Annotated in this window: 13 protein-coding genes; 6 read left to right on the top strand and 7 right to left on the bottom strand. The window is 43.3% G+C overall.

All coding sequences use genetic code 11. The annotated features are described in order from the left end of the window. Nucleotide 1: 1 nt before the first annotated feature. Nucleotides 2-1,903, top strand: a complete 1,902-nt coding sequence (locus BLQ87_RS01910) for a DUF3857 domain-containing protein (protein ID WP_074604439.1) — start codon at nucleotides 2-4, stop codon at nucleotides 1,901-1,903. On the opposite strand, the gene BLQ87_RS34155 is transcribed toward BLQ87_RS01910, so the two are convergent. The 6 genes from BLQ87_RS34155 to mqnE all read right to left on the bottom strand — a co-directional run bounded on the left by BLQ87_RS34155 (nucleotide 1,900) and on the right by mqnE (nucleotide 7,775). Further along, complete coding sequence (locus BLQ87_RS34155; protein WP_262502356.1) at nucleotides 1,900-2,022, bottom strand: hypothetical protein; 123 nt, start codon at nucleotides 2,020-2,022, stop codon at nucleotides 1,900-1,902. The genes BLQ87_RS01910 and BLQ87_RS34155 overlap by 4 nt on opposite strands. 3 nt (nucleotides 2,023-2,025) lie before the next feature. Next, nucleotides 2,026-2,547, bottom strand: a complete 522-nt coding sequence (locus BLQ87_RS01905; RefSeq protein WP_245723775.1) for a C40 family peptidase — start codon at nucleotides 2,545-2,547, stop codon at nucleotides 2,026-2,028. Next, complete coding sequence (gene mutS, locus BLQ87_RS01900; RefSeq protein WP_074604438.1) at nucleotides 2,547-5,156, bottom strand: DNA mismatch repair protein MutS; 2,610 nt, start codon at nucleotides 5,154-5,156, stop codon at nucleotides 2,547-2,549. Before mutS ends, BLQ87_RS01905 begins: the two co-directional genes overlap by 1 nt. A gap of 81 nt (nucleotides 5,157-5,237) precedes the next feature. After that, a complete protein-coding gene (locus tag BLQ87_RS01895; protein WP_074604436.1) occupies nucleotides 5,238-5,963 on the bottom strand; it encodes a menaquinone biosynthetic enzyme MqnA/MqnD family protein in 726 nt (241 codons plus the stop codon). A gap of 7 nt (nucleotides 5,964-5,970) precedes the next feature. After that, on the bottom strand, nucleotides 5,971-6,582 hold the full coding sequence (locus tag BLQ87_RS01890; protein ID WP_074604434.1) for a histidine phosphatase family protein: 612 nt from the start codon (nucleotides 6,580-6,582) through the stop codon (nucleotides 5,971-5,973). Then, nucleotides 6,582-7,775: an aminofutalosine synthase MqnE gene (gene mqnE / locus BLQ87_RS01885; RefSeq protein WP_074604432.1), complete on the bottom strand. Its 1,194-nt coding sequence runs from the start codon at nucleotides 7,773-7,775 to the stop codon at nucleotides 6,582-6,584. Before mqnE ends, BLQ87_RS01890 begins: the two co-directional genes overlap by 1 nt. Nucleotides 7,776-7,961: 186 nt before the next feature. Here mqnE and BLQ87_RS01880 point away from each other — a divergent pair, with 186 nt between their 5' ends. Continuing rightward, nucleotides 7,962-8,570 carry a YdeI/OmpD-associated family protein gene (locus tag BLQ87_RS01880; protein ID WP_074604430.1) on the top strand — a complete coding sequence of 203 codons (609 nt, stop codon included), beginning with the start codon at nucleotides 7,962-7,964 and terminating at the stop codon, nucleotides 8,568-8,570. Here the strand turns inward: BLQ87_RS01880 and BLQ87_RS01875 are convergent. Beyond that, nucleotides 8,567-10,747, bottom strand: a complete 2,181-nt coding sequence (locus BLQ87_RS01875; protein ID WP_172664795.1) for a S41 family peptidase — start codon at nucleotides 10,745-10,747, stop codon at nucleotides 8,567-8,569. The two genes, BLQ87_RS01880 and BLQ87_RS01875, sit on opposite strands and share 4 nt — an antisense overlap. Nucleotides 10,748-10,917: 170 nt before the next feature. Here BLQ87_RS01875 and BLQ87_RS01870 point away from each other — a divergent pair, with 170 nt between their 5' ends. From BLQ87_RS01870 to BLQ87_RS01855, 4 genes are all read left to right on the top strand, one after another. Beyond that, on the top strand, nucleotides 10,918-11,496 hold the full coding sequence (locus tag BLQ87_RS01870) for an RNA polymerase sigma-70 factor (protein WP_074604425.1): 579 nt from the start codon (nucleotides 10,918-10,920) through the stop codon (nucleotides 11,494-11,496). Nucleotides 11,497-11,591: 95 nt separating this feature from the next. After that, nucleotides 11,592-12,761: a FecR family protein gene (locus BLQ87_RS01865; RefSeq protein WP_172664794.1), complete on the top strand. Its 1,170-nt coding sequence runs from the start codon at nucleotides 11,592-11,594 to the stop codon at nucleotides 12,759-12,761. A 209-nt stretch (nucleotides 12,762-12,970) separates the two neighbouring features. Beyond that, nucleotides 12,971-16,345 carry a TonB-dependent receptor gene (locus tag BLQ87_RS01860; RefSeq protein WP_074604421.1) on the top strand — a complete coding sequence of 1,125 codons (3,375 nt, stop codon included), beginning with the start codon at nucleotides 12,971-12,973 and terminating at the stop codon, nucleotides 16,343-16,345. Nucleotides 16,346-16,370: 25 nt separating this feature from the next. Next, entirely contained in the window at nucleotides 16,371-18,008 is a 1,638-nt protein-coding gene (locus tag BLQ87_RS01855; RefSeq protein ID WP_074604418.1) for a RagB/SusD family nutrient uptake outer membrane protein, read from the top strand. Nucleotides 18,009-18,027 lie beyond the last annotated feature (19 nt).

Below are 18,027 nucleotides of genomic sequence, written 5' to 3'. Positions count from 1 at the left end.
TATGATCAGGAATCTATTCCTATGTTTATTGACATTCATCAGCATCCCTTGTTTTTCCCAGCTGGAATATGCAGCTGATAAAATCCCTTCCAGCCTGAGAAGCAGGGCTAATGCCGTGATCCGGGAAATGGAAACTACCGTCGACATGCGTGCAGTGGATCAGGTGATCATAAAGGTTAAAAAGGTCGTAACTGTTTGGAACAAAAACGGCGATCCAAGAGCAGACCTGACCATTTATTACGATAAAAGCAGCAGCATTCAACGCATCAGAGGCCAGGTACTCGATGCCATTGGGAATGTAAACGCCAAATTTACACAAAGTGATTTTACGGATCACAGTGCCGTTAGTGATGGCAGTATGTTTATAGACTACCGCTTGAAGCACTTTTCGCCCATTGTTACCACTTATCCCTATACTGTGATTTATGAGTACGAAATCAGGAACAAACAGAACCTGATTATTCCCGACTGGTATGCCAATCCTTATGCTGATCAATCTGTAGAAAAGAACAGCTATACCTTTATCTGCAAACCAAATGAGGAGATCAGGATCAGGGAATACAATTATAACGACAAACCTGAAGTCCTGAAAACAGAAAAAACAACGACTTACACCTGGCAGGTGAGCAATAAACCGGCTTTTAAATCAGAGCCCTTTGCTCCTGATCCGGACCTGTACCAGACCTATGTAAAGATTGCCGCCAGACAGTTTAGTTATTACGGCTATAAAGGAAGTTATCAGAACTGGGAAGAACTCGGCAAATGGGTTTATAATGATTTGATCAAAGGGCGGCAAAGCCTTCCGGAGCAGACCACTGCAGAAATTAAGGAGCTCGTTAAAGGAACAGACAGCGATCGTGAGAAAGCGAAAAAGATCTATCAGTACATGCAAAAGAAAACCAGGTACATCAGTGTACAGATTGGAATCGGAGGCTTTCAGCCGATGCCCGCTGCAGAAGTTCAGCAACTCTCTTATGGAGATTGCAAAGCATTGGTGAACTATACCCAAAGCCTTTTAAAAGCAGCAGACATTCCTTCTTTGTACTGTGTTGTAAATGCAGGAAGAAACAAGAAGAGCATGGATCCCGACTTTGCGAGTATGGAACAGGGCAATCACATTATCCTGGCAGTCCCCCTTAAAACAGATACCGTATGGCTGGAATGCACCAGTTCCGATAGCCCTTTTGGTTTTCTTGGCGATTTCACCGACGACCGTACTGTTCTTGCCTGTACGCCTGAAGGAGGAAAACTAATAAAAACACCTGCACTGAGCAGCAGTATGAATTTACTGGTCAGAAAGGCACAGCTGAATGTAGATGCTGAAGGAACAGTTACCGGAAAGTTAAACACCAGGTTCAGCGGGGCTCAGTACGACAACTATCAAAGCCTCGTTGCGCAACCCTATACCGAACAACTGAAATTATTAAAAGACAAATACGATATCGACAACATCAATTTCAACGATTTTAAACTCGTTCAGGACAAAGGTACACCACCGCATACCCTGGAGTCTTTTAAACTGGACATACAGAAATATGCAGCTAAAAGTAACGATCTGTTTTATCTGGAATTAAATGCCTTCAATAAGACCCGCAACATTCCTGAAGTCAGGAACAGAACTTTACCAGTCTATATCAACAGGGGCTTTACAGATGAGGATGAGCTCAGTTATGAGCTTCCGGAAGGCTTCAAAATGGAGGCCAAACCAGAGAATAAACGGATCATCAGTCCTTTTGGCACCTACAGTTCCGAACTTAAAATTGAAGGGAAAATATTGACTTATAAAAGGAAATTTCAGCTGAAGGATGGAAATTACCCCGCAGCGCAATACCAGGAGTTCAGCAATTTCATGAGCAATGTAAATATTGCAGACCATGATAAAGTGGTCTATAAATTAAACTAGCTAAGGATCAGAATGCCTAATCCGATGCCGATGATCATGATCAGGTACATCAGGATTTCAGTTGTTGCAAACTTCTTATATTTTGTCCAGAAGGAATCTTCTTGTTTTGGTGCTGACATATCTTAATTTTTTATAGAACCTGCTTTCACCATTGTCCTTTGGTAAGCGGGTAAGCTCAGGTCATCTACCACTACACCACGTGTAGTTGAAGCATGAACAAAGTAATTGTTATTGAGGTAAATCCCTACATGATCTACTGCGCCGCCGCCAAAAGAGAAAAAAATCAGGTCTCCTTCTTTAAGCTGACTGATGTTCTTCGTCCGGATCACCGTTGCCTGGTCGCTGGACCTTCTTGGCAGCTCGTTTCCATAGATGTTCTTTTGCAGTAAAAATGCGAAACCCGAGCAATCAATCCCCCGTTTATCCAGGCCCCCCATCCGATACCTCACTCCTGTCCAGTCGTTAATGAAACGGTACAAAGGTTTACTCTTTAGATTTGACATGGCTATCGCTGTCCTTGCCGCCGTAGAAGTACTCACTGTTTTCTTTCTGGAACTACAGGCAACCAGTACCATCAGCACCATTAAAAAAAGTAACGATTTAAATCTTCCTTTGAGAACGGTGTGATTGGCTTTCCTCATCATTATTCTTTAATTATTCGTTGTATTTCATCCAGCTTCAGCAAGGCCTCAACCGGGGTTAGCACGTTTACATCCAGGTTATTCAGGGTATCCCTGATTTTTAACAATACCGGATCATCAATGGCAAACATGTGCAATTGATAGGCCTGGTTCTGTACTTTCTTAATGCTGTCTTTGATGCTCTGACCTTCGGTCCTGTCGATCTCCAGTTTTTTAAGGATCTCGTTTGCCCTGTTGATCAGCTTAGGCGGCATTCCCGCCATCTTAGCCACATGAATACCGAAACTATGCTCGCTACCACCAGGAACCAGCTTTCTAAGGAAAATCACTTTATTGCCCACCTCTTTGATCGACACATTAAAGTTCTTAATGCGGCTCATCGTATTGGCCAGTTCATTCAGCTCATGATAATGTGTGGCGAAAAGTGTTTTTGGTTTTGCCGTAGGATGCGTATGCAGGAATTCTGCAATCGCCCAGGCGATGGAAATTCCATCATAGGTACTCGTTCCACGGCCAATCTCATCCAGCAGGATCAGACTGTTGTCGGAAATGTTATTCAGGATGCTCGCCGTTTCATTCATCTCTACCATGAACGTACTCTCTCCTGAAGAAAGGTTATCCGAGGCACCCACACGGGTGAAGATCTTATCCACTAAACCAAGCGTTGCTGCTTTTGCAGGGACAAAACAACCCATTTGCGCCATCAATACAATCAATCCTGTTTGTCTCAGAATCGCCGACTTACCCGACATATTGGGTCCCGTAATGATGATGATCTGCTGGGTTTCATTGTCCAGGAACACATCATTCGTAATGTATTCTTCCCCTACCGGTAACCTCTTTTCTATTACAGGATGTCTTCCACCTTTAATGTCCAGATTTTTGGTCTTGTTCACCACGGGTTTCACATAATGGTTTTTAACCGCCAGTTGTGCAAAACACAACAATACATCCAGCTGTGCAATAGAGAAAGCATTCAGTTGAATTTGTTTGATATAGGCACTCACCAGGCCCATCAGCTCTCCGTACAGGCGGATCTCGATCTGCATGATCTTTTCTTCCGCACCCAGAATCTGCTCTTCATATTCCTTCAGCTCAGGCGTGATGTAACGCTCGGCACTCACCAGGGTTTGCTTCCTGATCCAGTCGGCAGGCACTTTATCTTTATGCGTATGCGTCACTTCCAGGTAATATCCGAAAACATTATTGAAAGCTACTTTAAGAGAAGGAATGCCCGTAATGGCGGCTTCTCTTTTTTGAATTTCTATTAAATAATCTTTTCCACCGAAGGAGATTTTGCGCAGGCGGTCCAGTTCTTCGTCAATACCATCAGCGATCACATTTCCTTTGATCAGCAATGCAGGAGGATCCTGTTGCAGCTCTCTTTCCAGCTTTTCCCTAATGCTTAAGCAAGGATCCAGCTGATCGGCGAGCGCCATTAAGAAAGGATTGTTCGAGGCGGTAGCAATTTCTTTTACTGACTCAATATGATACAAGGCCTTTTTTAGCTGACACAGTTCTCTAGGTCCCACTTTCAGCAAGCCGACTTTAGAGATCAGGCGTTCCAGATCACCGATCTGTTTGATGTGGTTTAAAAACTCTTCCACCAATGCTTCATCTTTCACCAGGAATTCCACCATTCCAAGGCGCTCCTGAATCGGCTTCAGCTCTTTCAGCGGCATGATGATCCAGCGGTGCAGCAAACGTGCACCCATTGGCGTTGAAGTATGGTCGAGCACCTGAAACAGCGTTACCGCATTGTCGTTGGCAGAGCTCACCAGCTCCAGGTTACGGATCGTAAAACGATCCAGCCACATGTATTTATCTTCCTCTAAACGGGAAATCGAAGTAATGTGTTTTAAATTGCGGTGTTCCGTTTCATTCAGGTAATGAAGCACTACCCCTGCTGCGATGATGCCGATCTGTAGTTTATCTACCCCAAAACCTTTCAAAGAATTCACTTCAAAATGTTTCGTCAGGGTTTCCGTAGCATAATCAGTCGTAAATGCCCAATCGTCCAGATGAAAAGTGTAAAACTTATCTCCGAAAAGCTCCAGGAATTCCTTCCTTTTACTTTTCTGAAAAACCACTTCATTTGGTTTAAAACCTTGTAAAAGTTTGTCGATATATTCAGCATTTCCCTGAGCTACATAGAACTCACCGGTAGAAATATCCAGGAAGGAAACGCCCATTCCTGCTTTATCAAAATAGACCGAAGCCAGGTAGTTGTTCGACTTCTGACTCAGGATGTTATCGTTATAAGCGACACCCGGAGTGACCAATTCCGTTACCCCACGTTTGACAATCGTCTTGGTCGTTTTAGGATCTTCCAACTGGTCACAGATCGCAACCCTTTGTCCGGCGCGAACCAGTTTCGACAAGTAATTGTCTAAAGAATGATGAGGAAATCCTGCCAGTTCAATGTGTCCTCCAGGACCATTTCCCCTTCTTGTCAATACAATTCCCAGAATCTGAGAAGTCTTTACCGCATCTTCACCAAATGTTTCATAGAAGTCGCCAACTCTGAACAATAGTAATGCCCCCGGATACTTTGCTTTAATCGCATTGTACTGTTGCATTAAAGGTGTTTCTTTAGTCTTATCTTTAGCCAAAATGTATTTTAGTTTACAAAACCGTAAAGATAGCATCTGAATGCATAATCCATACGGTTTGTGGAAAATTTTAATAAAAACCTATAACTGTTCAATATAGGATAAGAACAGGGTTAAAGCTTCGCGCTTTTTATCCGTCAGTTCAAAATCCAGTTTATGCATCAGGTAATCGTCCAGGTCAAAATTCGCGATTGCCGGCAGCTCTTTCAGCAATTCCTTACGATGAGAAAGGCCAAAAGCCAATGCTGCATTAAATTCTGCGATAAATGTTTCCGGGATTGTTTTGTTCGCTACCCATGCGGCATATACGAAAGGTAATCCGGTAAATTTCATCCACTCCTCTCCCATATCATAGGCGTAAGGATGCTCGGATTTTTTGCCAAAAGTGCGGTCGCCAATCAGGACCATTGCATCTGTTTCCGCTTCCGGATCGGTCGTATACGTCACTTCCTGTTTCCAGTGAAATTTCAACAGGACCTTTGCCAGGTTATTGGAAGTCCGGGAATGGCTGTCGAGCCTTACCGTCCTGATTTTCTGGGTGGGAACTTTGCTAAAAACAAACACTGAATTTACGGCACCTACAGAACCGATACAATAATCGGCAACGATGTTCGCATTGGGTACCATTGGAATGGCGGCGACAGGAATCAGGCCGATATCCACCTGGTTGTTAATCAATTTTGCCGCGCAATCTGTAGGGATATCTAAACTTAAATCTATTTTAGTCAGCAGTTCCGAATGTTCAATCCCATAAATAAAAGGCTTGGTATTGGTATAGGAAACTGCAGAAATCTTAATCTTACTCAAAGGGGAACTATTTTAAATGATCCGTATTGTTAAACTCGGTGACCACATATTGATCTCCGGTCATTTCAACTTTATAAAGGGTGGTATTCTGGTGAGGGAATTCTGTCATTTCGCTCAACGGCCTTCCGGTTAATAAACACAGGAATAAGCGCATTGCCCGTCCATGCATACAGATTAAAACGGTTTTTTCGTCTTTAGCACCCCTGATCACTTCCAGGGCTTGTTTCTGACGAACAATTACATCCGCCGGACTTTCACCACCTTCAAAACGGGCGTCATAATCTCCCGACTGCCATTTCTCCATAATGCTTTTAAAGGCGGCCATGGCATTTTCATCATTTGGCTGCCCTTCCCAGGTCCCCCAGGCCAGCTCATCCAAACCCGACAATTGTGTCCATGGTAATCCCGCATCAATAAAGCCTTTTACCGTTTGGTGAGTTCTTTTGAGTTCAGAAGTATAAACCTTATCGAAGGCTACGTCTTTATATTTCGCATAAAATGCATCGGCTTGTGCCCTTCCGGTATCGTTCAGATCGCTGTTGATCCCTCTTCCCTGCACAATACCCTGTTTATTTAGTTCGGTTTCACCATGTCTGATGATGTATAGTTCTTTATCCATTAATTGATGACGGGCAATTTATAATATTGTGGTTTTACCGTGCCTTCGAATACGAAATCGGTATAATCGGTAACCACATTGTAAAGTGTATCTCTTTCTATCGGTTTACGGTTCACCTGTTTGATCAGGTTCACCAGTTCCTCCGTATTCATTGCAGGATGTTGTTCTTCAGCCCCTGCCATAGAATAGATTTTAGTGGTATCGTCTAAAGTACCATCAATATCATCTACACCAAAGTTTAAAGAAAGTTGTGCAGTTTGTCTGCTGATCATTGCCCAATAGGCTTTGATATGGTCGAAATTGTCCAGGTAAATCCGGGCAATTGCATAATTCCTTAAATCCTCGATGACAGAAACTTCAGGTACATGGTCCATCTGGTTATTTTGGTTCCTGAATTTCAGCGGAATAAAGGCCTGAAAACCGCCTGATTTATCCTGTTGCTGGCGTAGTCTTTCCATATGGTCTACCCGGTGCCAGAATTGCTCGATATGGCCATACAACATCGTCGCATTGGTTTTCATGCCCAGTTTATGTGCCTGCTCATGAATGTCCAGCCATTGTTCTGCATTACATTTATCGTGGGCAATCTTTTCCCTTACTTCCGGGTGAAAGATCTCTGCACCCCCCCCCGGCATAGAATCCAGTCCGGCTTCCTGCAGGTATTTCATGCCTTCATAATGCGTCAGTTTTGCCTTTTTGAAGATATAGTAATACTCTACCGGCGTCAGTGCTTTGATGTGCAGGTCCGGGCGATGTGCTTTTGCACGTCTGAAGAAATCGCTGTAAAAATCAAGGTTTTGTTTAGGGACTACACCTCCGGTGATGTGAACCTCTGTGACCGGTTCGTGATCGTACTTTTTAAGCACATCCATCATTCCTTCTACGCTCATTTCCCATCCTTCTTCACGCTGTTTAATCAGTCGGGAGTAAGAACAGAACTTACAGTCGTACACACATACGTTGGTAGGTTCAATATGAAAATTGCGGTTGAAATAGGTTTTATCACCATGTTTTTGCTCCCTGATGTAGTTCGCTAAAATCCCCAGGTAGCCCAGTTCGGCATGTTCATAAAGGTAAACCCCTTCGTCGAAGGAAATCCTTTCCTGGTTCTGAACTTTATTGGCAATGGCTTTAAGTTCTGCAGACAGATTCGTGTCGTTTAAAAGTAAAGCCAGCTTTGAATTAGCATCCATGTAGTATGATATAAAGATGAACAAAAGTAGTATAAAATCAGCAGATACCCGTCTTTTTAACAGGTTTTAGCTGTCAGCATTGTGTAAAAGAGCGTTAGCATAAAAAATGAAGGCTTATGAGAAAGGAATTTAAATTTTGACTATTTTAGGGTATGCCATATGTATGGTCCTTTATGAAGATACGCCATGGAAAAATACGACCCAAGAGTAGACGCCTATATTGAGCAGGCCGCGGCCTTTGCCCAACCGATCTTAAAACACATCCGGAAGCTCGTTCACCTGGCATGTCCGGAATTGATAGAAACCATGAAATGGAGTTTCCCTCATTTTGACTATAAGGGAACCGTCTGCAGTATGGCTGCCTTCAAGAGTCATTGCGCCTTTGGTTTCTGGAAAAGCAAGCTCCTCCCCGATCCGCATCACCTGTTGAGTGAAGAAAAAGAGCAGGCGATGGGGCAGCTGGGGCGGATCACCGCTATCGCAGACCTACCCGAAGAAAGTATTTTCATCACCTATGTTCAAAATGCAGTCATCCTGAATAAAGAAGGGATTAAGCTGGAGAAAAAACCTGCGTCAGCAAAAATAGAACTTGTGATTCCCGATTATTTTGCCCGGAGTTTAGCAGAAGCTCCTGCAGCCCAGGAGCATTTCGATCAATTCAGTTATTCTCAAAAAAAGGAATACCTGGAATGGGTTGTGGAAGCAAAAACAGAAGAAACGAGGCAAAAAAGGCTCGCTACAGCCCTGGAATGGATTGCCGAAGGGAAGTCCAGAAACTGGAAATACCAACGTTAATTCCTGGCAAACGCTAAAGCTTTATCCAAGACTTCGTCGCGGCCTTCCTTCAAACCCGCTGGAGTAGAACGTACCACAATGTCAGGTATTATTCCTTTGTAATGGCTTTTAGTACCATCCGCGTTGGTAACTTTTGTTCCGGTAAAAAAGACCCGAAAATTTTCAAACAGGTTAATATCCTGCACTTCCCCATTCGTACCAGAGGTTGCTTTGCCAATAATTGTTCCCAGTTTCAATCCCTTAACATAACCTAGAATGCTCTCCGACTGGCTCTGTGAGCAGGCATCTGAGAGGAAGATGATCTTGCCATTAAAGTAGGGAGGTTTAGGCCCCAGATTCCATCCCATACTTTCAAAATCTTTGCGGTGGTTTCCCGGGCTTAGTTTTGGAACATGCAGCCATTTGGTGTGTTCTGAACATTGAAGCAAATGACCAAAGATTCCACTAACACTTTCTTTTGGATAGCCTCTCATATCAAAGATGATTGACTTGGCGTGTGCTAACCGGGATAAGGAAGCATTGATGTTTTTCATTACGGAATCGCCTGCCAGGTTGAAATAATAAATATCGTCTGAAAGCAGACCGTCTTTTGGAACATATCCTGGCAGCGCTATCGGGCGATATTCCTGGGCTGGACTCAACCTGGGAATTTTGAAAGCAGTACGAACGCCATTATTATTGATGATCAGCTTCACTGAATCGGATAAACCGTCAAATAATGCCAGGAGAGATTTATAGCTTCGCCATTGTGGAGAACCTGAAATAAGCCTGAATTTGGAATCAAATGTTTTCTGTGCCGACTCCCCATCAATCGAATCAATGATGCTGCCCACCGGTATATAAGTTAACGAGGAATCTAAAACACGTTTGACATAGATTTTGCGGTCAATCATTTCCGTTTCTATATTAACCGATTGCTCTTCAATTCTATCTGAACCGGCGTAACTGATTCCCATATGGCCGTCGTTTAATTTTGCGGACATCAGTCTTAGTGATGTTAAAAAATCCTGATTATTGTTATCTTTTATCGTTCTGGCAAATAAGAAGGAAAACAACTTTTCAGGATTAGTCTTCGTATCCTCCCAATAGGGAAAAGCAAATTTCAGGACCGATAAGGTGATGACCAGATTCGCAAGCCGGGCCTCCTGAGCATATTCCTTTGGCTTTTTCGACCAATAATCTTTGATCTTTTTTTGGAACGCGATGAATGATACGGAATCTACTTTAGGATAAGTAGCTGTTTTTGTGGCATAAAGCGTACCTGGAATGGAAGCATATATATTTTCACCTGGTTTTATTGAAGTTATCGCTGAAATTGAGGCCGGTTTAGTAAAATAAAATCTTTTATCCTCTGCAATACTTAAAACAATATTCACAGGGGCATTACTCCCTTCCAGTGGCGCTTCAAAATCAAATGTTTTCTTACCCTCTCCGGAAAAAACCTGAATGTTTGGCCTGTTTATTCTAACAATCCTATGTTTTGGAAGCCTCAGTGTAAAATTGACATTCTTCCCGCCCTTAGGTAGATTTCCCTGGAATCTGTACCGGATCGTTTTTCCAGTGATGCGGTTCGTATTAGATTTATTCTTCAGTTGCTCAGTACCATCAAAAGCGGCAATAAATAAATTGTTCTGGTTGCAATCAGTTTCATCTCCCGTTACCTCCACGGTAAATTCATAGCGGCCATGAATTGTCTCGTCTAATTTAAGGGTAGATACAGGATAGTCGATATAATTCAGCGCTATTGTATCTCTATTATTTCTTTGACTTTTATATAACGGCGAGCCATTAGGTAAAGCTAAACCACGATGTACCCAGTTGACCAGCTGATATTCCGATGGCTTTTCCGGTATGATTTTACTTAACACCCTATGTTTTGCTATGGGAACGCTATCAATAACGACTGAGGGGGCGATTGCTAACATCAATGCCTTTAATTCTCGAATAAGCTGTTGATCATTCTGAGCAGACATGACCTGATGAACACCATATAATGAAAAGAAATACCAGTTCAGCTTTGCAACTTCGTCCGAAGGATGAAAGAAGCGAACATAACCGTATAGTTCTGAAAATGCTTTTAAGTTTCTTTCTTTTTGTTTAAGCGTTTGCGCTGACGTAATACTATAAGTCAAAATTAGTAATAAGACGAAGAAAGGCTTAAGTCTGTTTGGGTTCATACCCATGAAACTAGGTATTGTAGGAACAGCACAAATGTTATTTAACCTTATTTAACAAAACTGGCATAACCACACTAACCAAAACGAAAGTTAAAATGTAACAAATCAAGCCATATTGCTGATTTATACCAAAATAAAATTGATTTATCTTTACATTCGCCCCGGGATATATGGGGGGTTACGTTAATTTTTCTGATCAGGAACTACTGGAAGAACTCCGGCTGGGCAATAGAGTTGCGTTTACTGAACTCTTCAACCGCTATTGGAAGAAACTACTGGCCGTCTCCTATGCCTATACCAAAGACCGTTCTTCGGCAGAAGAAATTGTCCAGGAAGTCTTCATTGGCCTTTGGAACAGAAAGGACCAGCTGAACATAAAAACCCTCGAACCCTACCTCGCTACGGCAGTCAAATTTTCCGTCTTCAAAAGCATCCATCAGCAGAAAAGAAGAGAAGAACTGACGATGTTAAACTATCAAACCGAACTTGTGGCATTGGATGAGGAAAAGATCCATGCGAAATTCCTTCAGGAGTATATTGACGGCATTGTAGAACAGCTCCCTGAAAAATGCAGACTTGTTTTTAAATACAGCCGCAATGATGGCCTATCTATTCCGGAAATCGCCGCTGAGATGAACATCGCCGAAAAAACCGTCGAGGCCCACCTGACCAAGGCATTGAAAACCATAAAGAAAGACCTGAACAGTTCCGGAACCTTCCTCATTGCCCTCTCCCTGCTGATCAAATAAGAAAATCTGTCTTTTTTAAATTTATTTTAAAAAGCACTAAGGGTAAACCCTGTTCCCAATGTACATCCCGGTAATTAGCCCAGTTGCGCATGACTATGAAAAACGAAAAACCTTCCTTATTAATTCAAAAATACATCAATGGGACGGCCAGTCCGGAAGAGCGTGAACAGCTCCTGAACTGGTACCGCTCGCAACAGCCGGAGACCGTAGAATGGCCTGCGGCAACGGAAACCGAAGAAAAGCAAGTCTATGACCGCATGCTTTCTAATATTGACCAGCACATTGACGCTTCATACCCACAACCAAGACCACTGTCTAAATGGTATTATATCGCTGCTGCTGCCGCAATATTCATGGTGGGTTCTTTTGCAACCTTTCTCTATCTCGACAAAGCAGCACCTGAAAAAATACAAGTGCTGGCTTTTAAAAATGACATTAAGCCCGGTGGCAACAAAGCCATCCTGAAACTGGCCGATGGATCTGAGCTTGTTTTAGATGGCGCAACAAAAGACAGTTTTGCACATCATCAGGACTTAAATATCGCCCGGATCAGCGACGGACAGCTGGCATTCGACAAACAGCCGAAAGATGCACAGACCGATTCCGGAGCACCTAAATACAATACCATCAGCACCCCTAAAGGCGGGCAATACCGCATCATTCTTCCTGATGGCACAAAAGTATGGCTCAACGCCATTTCTTCCATCCGTTTCCCAAGTTATTTCAGTGCAGGCGAAAGAAGGGTAGAAATTACCGGGGAAGCCTATTTTGAAGTCAGCAAAAACAAGCAGATGCCCTTCCGTGTGATTTCAGGACAACAGGCCCTGGAAGTACTCGGCACCAAGTTCAACATCAATGCTTATGCAAATGAGCCTCAAATCAATACCACACTGGCCGAAGGCAGCATCCGGTTAAACAGAATCAACGTTTCCGAATCCAGCATCCTTAAACCCGGCGAGCAGGCACAGTTAAAGACTGGCGGCAAGCTTGGGGCAAAAATTGTCCCTGCCGACCTCGACGAGGTACTGGCATGGAAAAACGACGCCTTTGTGTTCAACGATATGCCAATCACCGAAATTATGCAGCAGATAGAACGCTGGTATGATATAGAATTGGTTTATAGCGGAGCTAAACCCAACCTGCGTTTTACCGGTATCATCCCAAGAAGCAGCAATTTATCCACCTTCCTGAAAGTACTGGAAGGTAGCGGAGGCCTGAAATTCGGTATTGACCATAAAAAAGTATTCATTCAAAGTACCCGATAAAAATTACCAGATCAACAAGAACAAATTACCACCACAAAATCAACAAACTACATGAAACCTGCCACCTAAACCAGCATCGCAGGTAAGTCAGAAATAACCAACCCGGTTCGCGGCCGGGAAGGTCAATGCTCAGGCTTGCCCTAAAGAGTATCCGGTAATTAATTACCGGGATTGCAAATCTTCATCTTAAACCCAAACATTTCAAATTTATGAAAGTACGACTACATTCTAAAGTCAGAAAAAAAGTATTCATCATCATGAAACTAACCATTATTATCCTGATTACCTTAGGTATTCAGGTAAGTTCGGCTTCTTTTGGCCAGAGAGTAACCATCTCCAGACAAAATACCGGCTTAAAAACCATCCTGCAAGACCTGAGAAAGCAGACAGGCTATTACTTTATTTTCAATAATGAAGTCATCCGGAATTCCAGAGCACTTTCCCTGGACCTTAAAAATGTGACATTAGATGAGGCATTAACTGAGATCTTCAAATATCAGCCACTGACCTACAGCATTGAAAAGAACATTATTGTAGTTAAAGAGCGACTTAAACAGATGCTTACCGAAAGAATTGCTGCAAAAACAATCACTATTGAAGGACGGGTAACCGATGATAAAAACCTTCCTTTACCAGGGGTAACCATTGTGGTCAAAGAAGGTAAAGGCATCGCAATCACCAATACTGAAGGCTTTTATAAGATCAAAGCAGAAGAAGACCATACCCTGCTCTTCTCCTACCTTGGTTTCAAAAGAGAAGAAGTAGCTATCAACAAAAGGACACAAATCAACGTGACCATGACCGTTAGCTTTAAAGAGCTGAACGAAACAGTCGTTGTAGGATATGGTACACAACAAAAGAAATTAGTAACCGGCGCGATTGGTGTGATCAAAGGAGAAGACCTTGCACAATCGCCTGCAGTGAACATTTCCAATACCTTAATGGGTCGTGTAACTGGTCTTTCGACCTCCATGAGCGCCTCCGGCGCTCCGGACCGTGACCGTTCTTCCATCAAGATCCGCGGGATGGGTGAAGCCCTGATCGTAATTGACGGAGTGGCCAGAGATCCCGGTGTAGCGAGTCTGGAAATAGACAAGCTGGACTACAATTCGATAGAAAACATCAGTGTATTGAAAGACGCTTCGGCCTCTGTATACGGTGCCAGAGGTGCCAATGGGGTTATTCTCATTACCACTAAACGTGGTAAGTCCAACAAAATATCTATGAACTACAATGCGAATTTAGGGATCCAGCAATCTACGCGTACCCCAAAATTCCTCGATTCCTATAACTATGCATTGCTGAACAATGAGATGTTCGACAATGATAAGGCTGAGAAAGGCTCTTCTCCAAGAACAAAATACACCGACGAAGAAATACAGAAGTTCAAAGACGGATCTGATCCGGACCGTTATCCAAATACAAACTGGTATAAGGAAGTACTGAAAAGTTCTGCACTTACCCAGAAACACAACCTCAGCCTGAATGGCGGAGGAAACAATTCCCGTTATTTCATCAGCGGTACCTATACCGGTCAGGACGGATTGATCAGTACAGCCGGCATGAAACGCTATGGTGCAGTGAGTAATTTCGATCTCGATGTGACTTCCAATACCACCGTATCTGTTGGCCTGAATTACATCAATGAAAATGTGAAAGGTCCCGCAGCCTATACAGAAACGATTTTCAACAGAATGGCAACATTGGGCTCGGTTACTCCTGCCCGCTTTGCCAATGGCCTTTACAACTTTGCCGGTTTTGCAGGGAATCCGCTAACCGATGCCATGGAAGAAAGTGGTTACAATAAGGTCAACAGAAACATTTTCAGTGGTTCCTTAAAAATAGCACAGCAAATTCCATTCATTAAAGGGCTTTCCGCTACGGGTCTTGTCACCATTGACAGAAACAATTCCCTGACGAAAGGTTTTACCGCACCTTTTCCGCAGTACACCTTATCCGCAACCAAAGAGGAATATATCCAACAGAATAAAACAGAAAAAGCTTCCTTAAACCAGGATTTCAGCCAGAATAGCAACCTCAACGTTCAGGTTTCCCTGAACTACAAAAGGCTTTTTGGTAAACATTCCATTAGCGCACTTGCTTTGTACGAGCAAAATGAATCCAAAGCGGAGTTCATGAGCGGATCGAGGAGCAATTTTCCGGTCTCTACCATCGACCAGTTGTTTCTTGGTGATGTAAATTCTCAGAAAATTACAGGATATTCTTCGGAAAATGCGCGTCAGAGTGCCATTGCCCGTTTGGTATACAATTACAACAGCCGCTATATCATAGAAGGTAATTTCAGATATGACGGTTCTCCTTACTATCCGAAAGGTAAAAGAAGGGCTTTATTTCCTTCCTTAGCCGTAGCATGGGTAATGTCTGAAGAAGACTTTATCAAAGACCGTTTCAAATTTATCGATGAGCTCAAGATCCGTTCTTCCTACGGTAAACTGGGAAATGATGGTGGTTCATTATATACCTATTTCTACAACTATGCATTTTTCCCGGCAGGTTATGTATTTGGTACATCCAACGGCATTGCTCCTTATACCAGGATCACCAATGGCTCAGTACCCAATACCAATATCACCTGGGAGAAAGTAAACTCTTTTGATATTGGAATCGATGCCACCTTATGGAAAGGTTTACTGGGTTTCGAAGCAGATTATTACAATAAATACAAATACGACATCCTGCGCTCAAAAGGTTACGATGTACCGAGTACCTTCGGGCTTACCGCGCCGCTGGAGAACTTCGGTAAAGAACGTTATTATGGATTTGAATTTGCCCTTTCTCATCAAAACAAGATCGGACAGGTAAGTTATTCTGCCAGGTTAAACATGACCTATACCAAAAGCAATGTGGTCGACTACGGTGAGAATGACACCATGCTGCCTGGTTTACGTCAGGAAGGTCGCCCGGTCGGGGTTTCCAGAATCCTGAAAGCCGATGGCATCTTCAGAGATCAGCAGGATGCAGACAGCTGGCCAAAATACCTGGTTAGTCCGGGAGGAACACCGGTAAGCGGTAAACCTGGCGACATCAGATATGTAGATTTAAACGGAGATGGTGTAGTAGAGCTTTACAGCGGCAGTCCTGACCGTGGCGTACAGACTAAGTATATCGTCCCTCCTACTGTTTACGGATTGTCATTGGGCATGAAATGGAAAAATTTCACCGCGGATGCTTTCTTCCAGGCTTCTACGGAAGTATACATCAACTATTCTCCTGCAACGGATTTAAATAACTTCTACGAACAGCACATGGACAGGTGGACGCCTACTCATCAGAATGCAAGTTACCCACGTCTGCTTTCCAACTACGAAGCCAACAGGTATCCTTCCACATTTTATGTAAAAAATGGAAATTACATCAAGCTTCGTACGGCTCAATTGTCTTATTCTCTTCCTAAAGACCTCATCAACAGGGCTGGAATTTCTTCACTGACGCTGACTGCACAAGGGCAGAATCTATTTACCATCAGCAACAACAGAAGGTTTGATCCGGAAATTTCCGGAGGATTTGCAGACTCTTATCCACCGCAAAGAATCTTCTCTTTTGGTTTACGTTTAGGCCTTTAATTTATTCATCAAATCATCAACGAAAATGAACCTTCCTATTTCAAAATATACACTTGCTATTTTATTTACCGGCCTGCTCGGCCTAAGCTCCTGTCAGAAAGATTTCCTCGACAGGAAGCCGATGAACCTGATTTCAGAAGCCGATTTATGGAATGACCCCGACCTGATTAAAATGTCATTAAATGAATTCTATTCCTTCATGAACACTGGATTTGCCACTACTTATATTCCCGCTTCCTACAGCGACGACTTACAGGTGATCGGTGTGGAAGAAGGCAAGATCTCCACTTTTCTGACCGGTGATTTTACCAGCACCAATTTTCCATTAAAAAATCTGTGGAAGGACAGCTATGCGCAGATCAGAAAGATCAATTATTTTATGGAACGGGCCTTGAAGGCTCCTGTGCTGTCGGACGTACAAAGAAAAGAATTTGTGGCCCAGGCACGCTTCTTCAGGGCTTACGTCTATTATCAGGTATTCAGTAACTTCAAAGACGCCCCGGTTTTGCTTCATGCACAGCCCGTGGAAGAGGCTCAGGATAAACCGGCAAAAGTGAGCCATAAAGAAGGTATTGCTTTTATCATTGAAGAACTGGACAAGGCGGCGGCTGACCTTCCGGCGACCTATCCTAATGATGAGCTTGGCCGCGTCACTTCGCCTGCAGCAGAAGCTTTTAAATCACGTATTTTGTTATGGGCTGCAAGTCCGCTGAACAATACGTCAAATGACCTGTCTGCCTGGCAAAAGGCCGCAGCAGCTGCTAAAAAAGTAATGGACGGAGCTGCTTTCAGCTTACAGCCGGATTACAACGATCCTTTTCTTAAAAAGAATGTACTCGTAAAACCTGAGGTCATCCTTGAATTCCGTTACAATGGGTTAAAAGGAGAAAGACAGCATGGTTTTGATAAGAACAACAGTCCGGCAGGATACGGAGGAAGAGGCGTAAACGGCCCTACTCAGGAACTCGTGAATGAGTACGAAATGAAAAACGGAAAAATGACTACGGAAGCAGGCTCAGGTTATGATCCTGCAAATCCTTATGCTGGCCGTGATATCCGTTTCGAAAAATCGATCCTGTTCAATACCGCTCCGTTTAAAGGCCGTCCGGTAGAAACTTTTACCAAAGGTAAAGACATGCCAACTACCAATGCCAGTCCGACGGGATATTATACCCGGAAATTTATTGCGGAAGATTTCGATTACAATAAGGATCCGAATACCACCAGCAGCACCAACTGGATCATCCTTCGTTATGCGGAAATCCTGTTGAATTATGCAGAAGCGCAAAATGAAGCAGTGGGACCTGATGCGACAGTTTACCAGGCCATCAATGACATTAGGAAACGCGTAAAAATGCCGGAACTGGCGGCAGACTTAACTCAGGAGCAAATGAGGGCAAAAATCCGTCATGAAAGAAGGATTGAGCTTGCTTTTGAAGATCAGAACAGGTACAATGACCTTCGCCGCTGGAAAGAGGCTGCGACCGCATTAAACAAATCGGTAAACGGCGTAACGATTACTAAAGCGACCAATGGCAGCTTTACTTATGCCCCAAAAGTATCGGGCAGCAGGGTATTTACAGATAAGAACTACTGGATGCCGATTCCATTGGTTGAACTTGGCGTAAACCCGAACCTAAACCCACAAAACCCGGGCTGGTAATTTTTCTAACATACACACA

The sequence above is a fragment of the Pedobacter steynii genome (assembly GCF_900103665.1).
GTDB lineage: Bacteria > Bacteroidota > Bacteroidia > Sphingobacteriales > Sphingobacteriaceae > Pedobacter > Pedobacter steynii.
The sequence above is the reverse complement of the archived record's forward strand: the minus strand, read 5'-3'. Positions and strand labels throughout refer to the sequence as shown.

What these genes read in the sequence shown, in the direction of transcription:
- BLQ87_RS01910 (WP_074604439.1), top strand. Translation starts at nt 2, where the DNA reads ATGATCAGGAATCTATTCCTATGTTTATTGACATTCATCAGCATCCCT.
- BLQ87_RS34155 (WP_262502356.1), bottom strand. Translation starts at nt 2,022, where the DNA reads ATGTCAGCACCAAAACAAGAAGATTCCTTCTGGACAAAATATAAGAAG.
- BLQ87_RS01905 (WP_245723775.1), bottom strand. Translation starts at nt 2,547, where the DNA reads ATGATGAGGAAAGCCAATCACACCGTTCTCAAAGGAAGATTTAAATCG.
- BLQ87_RS01890 (WP_074604434.1), bottom strand. Translation starts at nt 6,582, where the DNA reads ATGGATAAAGAACTATACATCATCAGACATGGTGAAACCGAACTAAAT.
- mqnE (WP_074604432.1), bottom strand. Translation starts at nt 7,775, where the DNA reads ATGGATGCTAATTCAAAGCTGGCTTTACTTTTAAACGACACGAATCTG.
- BLQ87_RS01880 (WP_074604430.1), top strand. Translation starts at nt 7,962, where the DNA reads ATGGAAAAATACGACCCAAGAGTAGACGCCTATATTGAGCAGGCCGCG.
- BLQ87_RS01875 (WP_172664795.1), bottom strand. Translation starts at nt 10,747, where the DNA reads ATGAACCCAAACAGACTTAAGCCTTTCTTCGTCTTATTACTAATTTTG.
- BLQ87_RS01870 (WP_074604425.1), top strand. Translation starts at nt 10,918, where the DNA reads ATGGGGGGTTACGTTAATTTTTCTGATCAGGAACTACTGGAAGAACTC.
- BLQ87_RS01865 (WP_172664794.1), top strand. Translation starts at nt 11,592, where the DNA reads ATGAAAAACGAAAAACCTTCCTTATTAATTCAAAAATACATCAATGGG.
- BLQ87_RS01860 (WP_074604421.1), top strand. Translation starts at nt 12,971, where the DNA reads ATGAAAGTACGACTACATTCTAAAGTCAGAAAAAAAGTATTCATCATC.
- BLQ87_RS01855 (WP_074604418.1), top strand. Translation starts at nt 16,371, where the DNA reads ATGAACCTTCCTATTTCAAAATATACACTTGCTATTTTATTTACCGGC.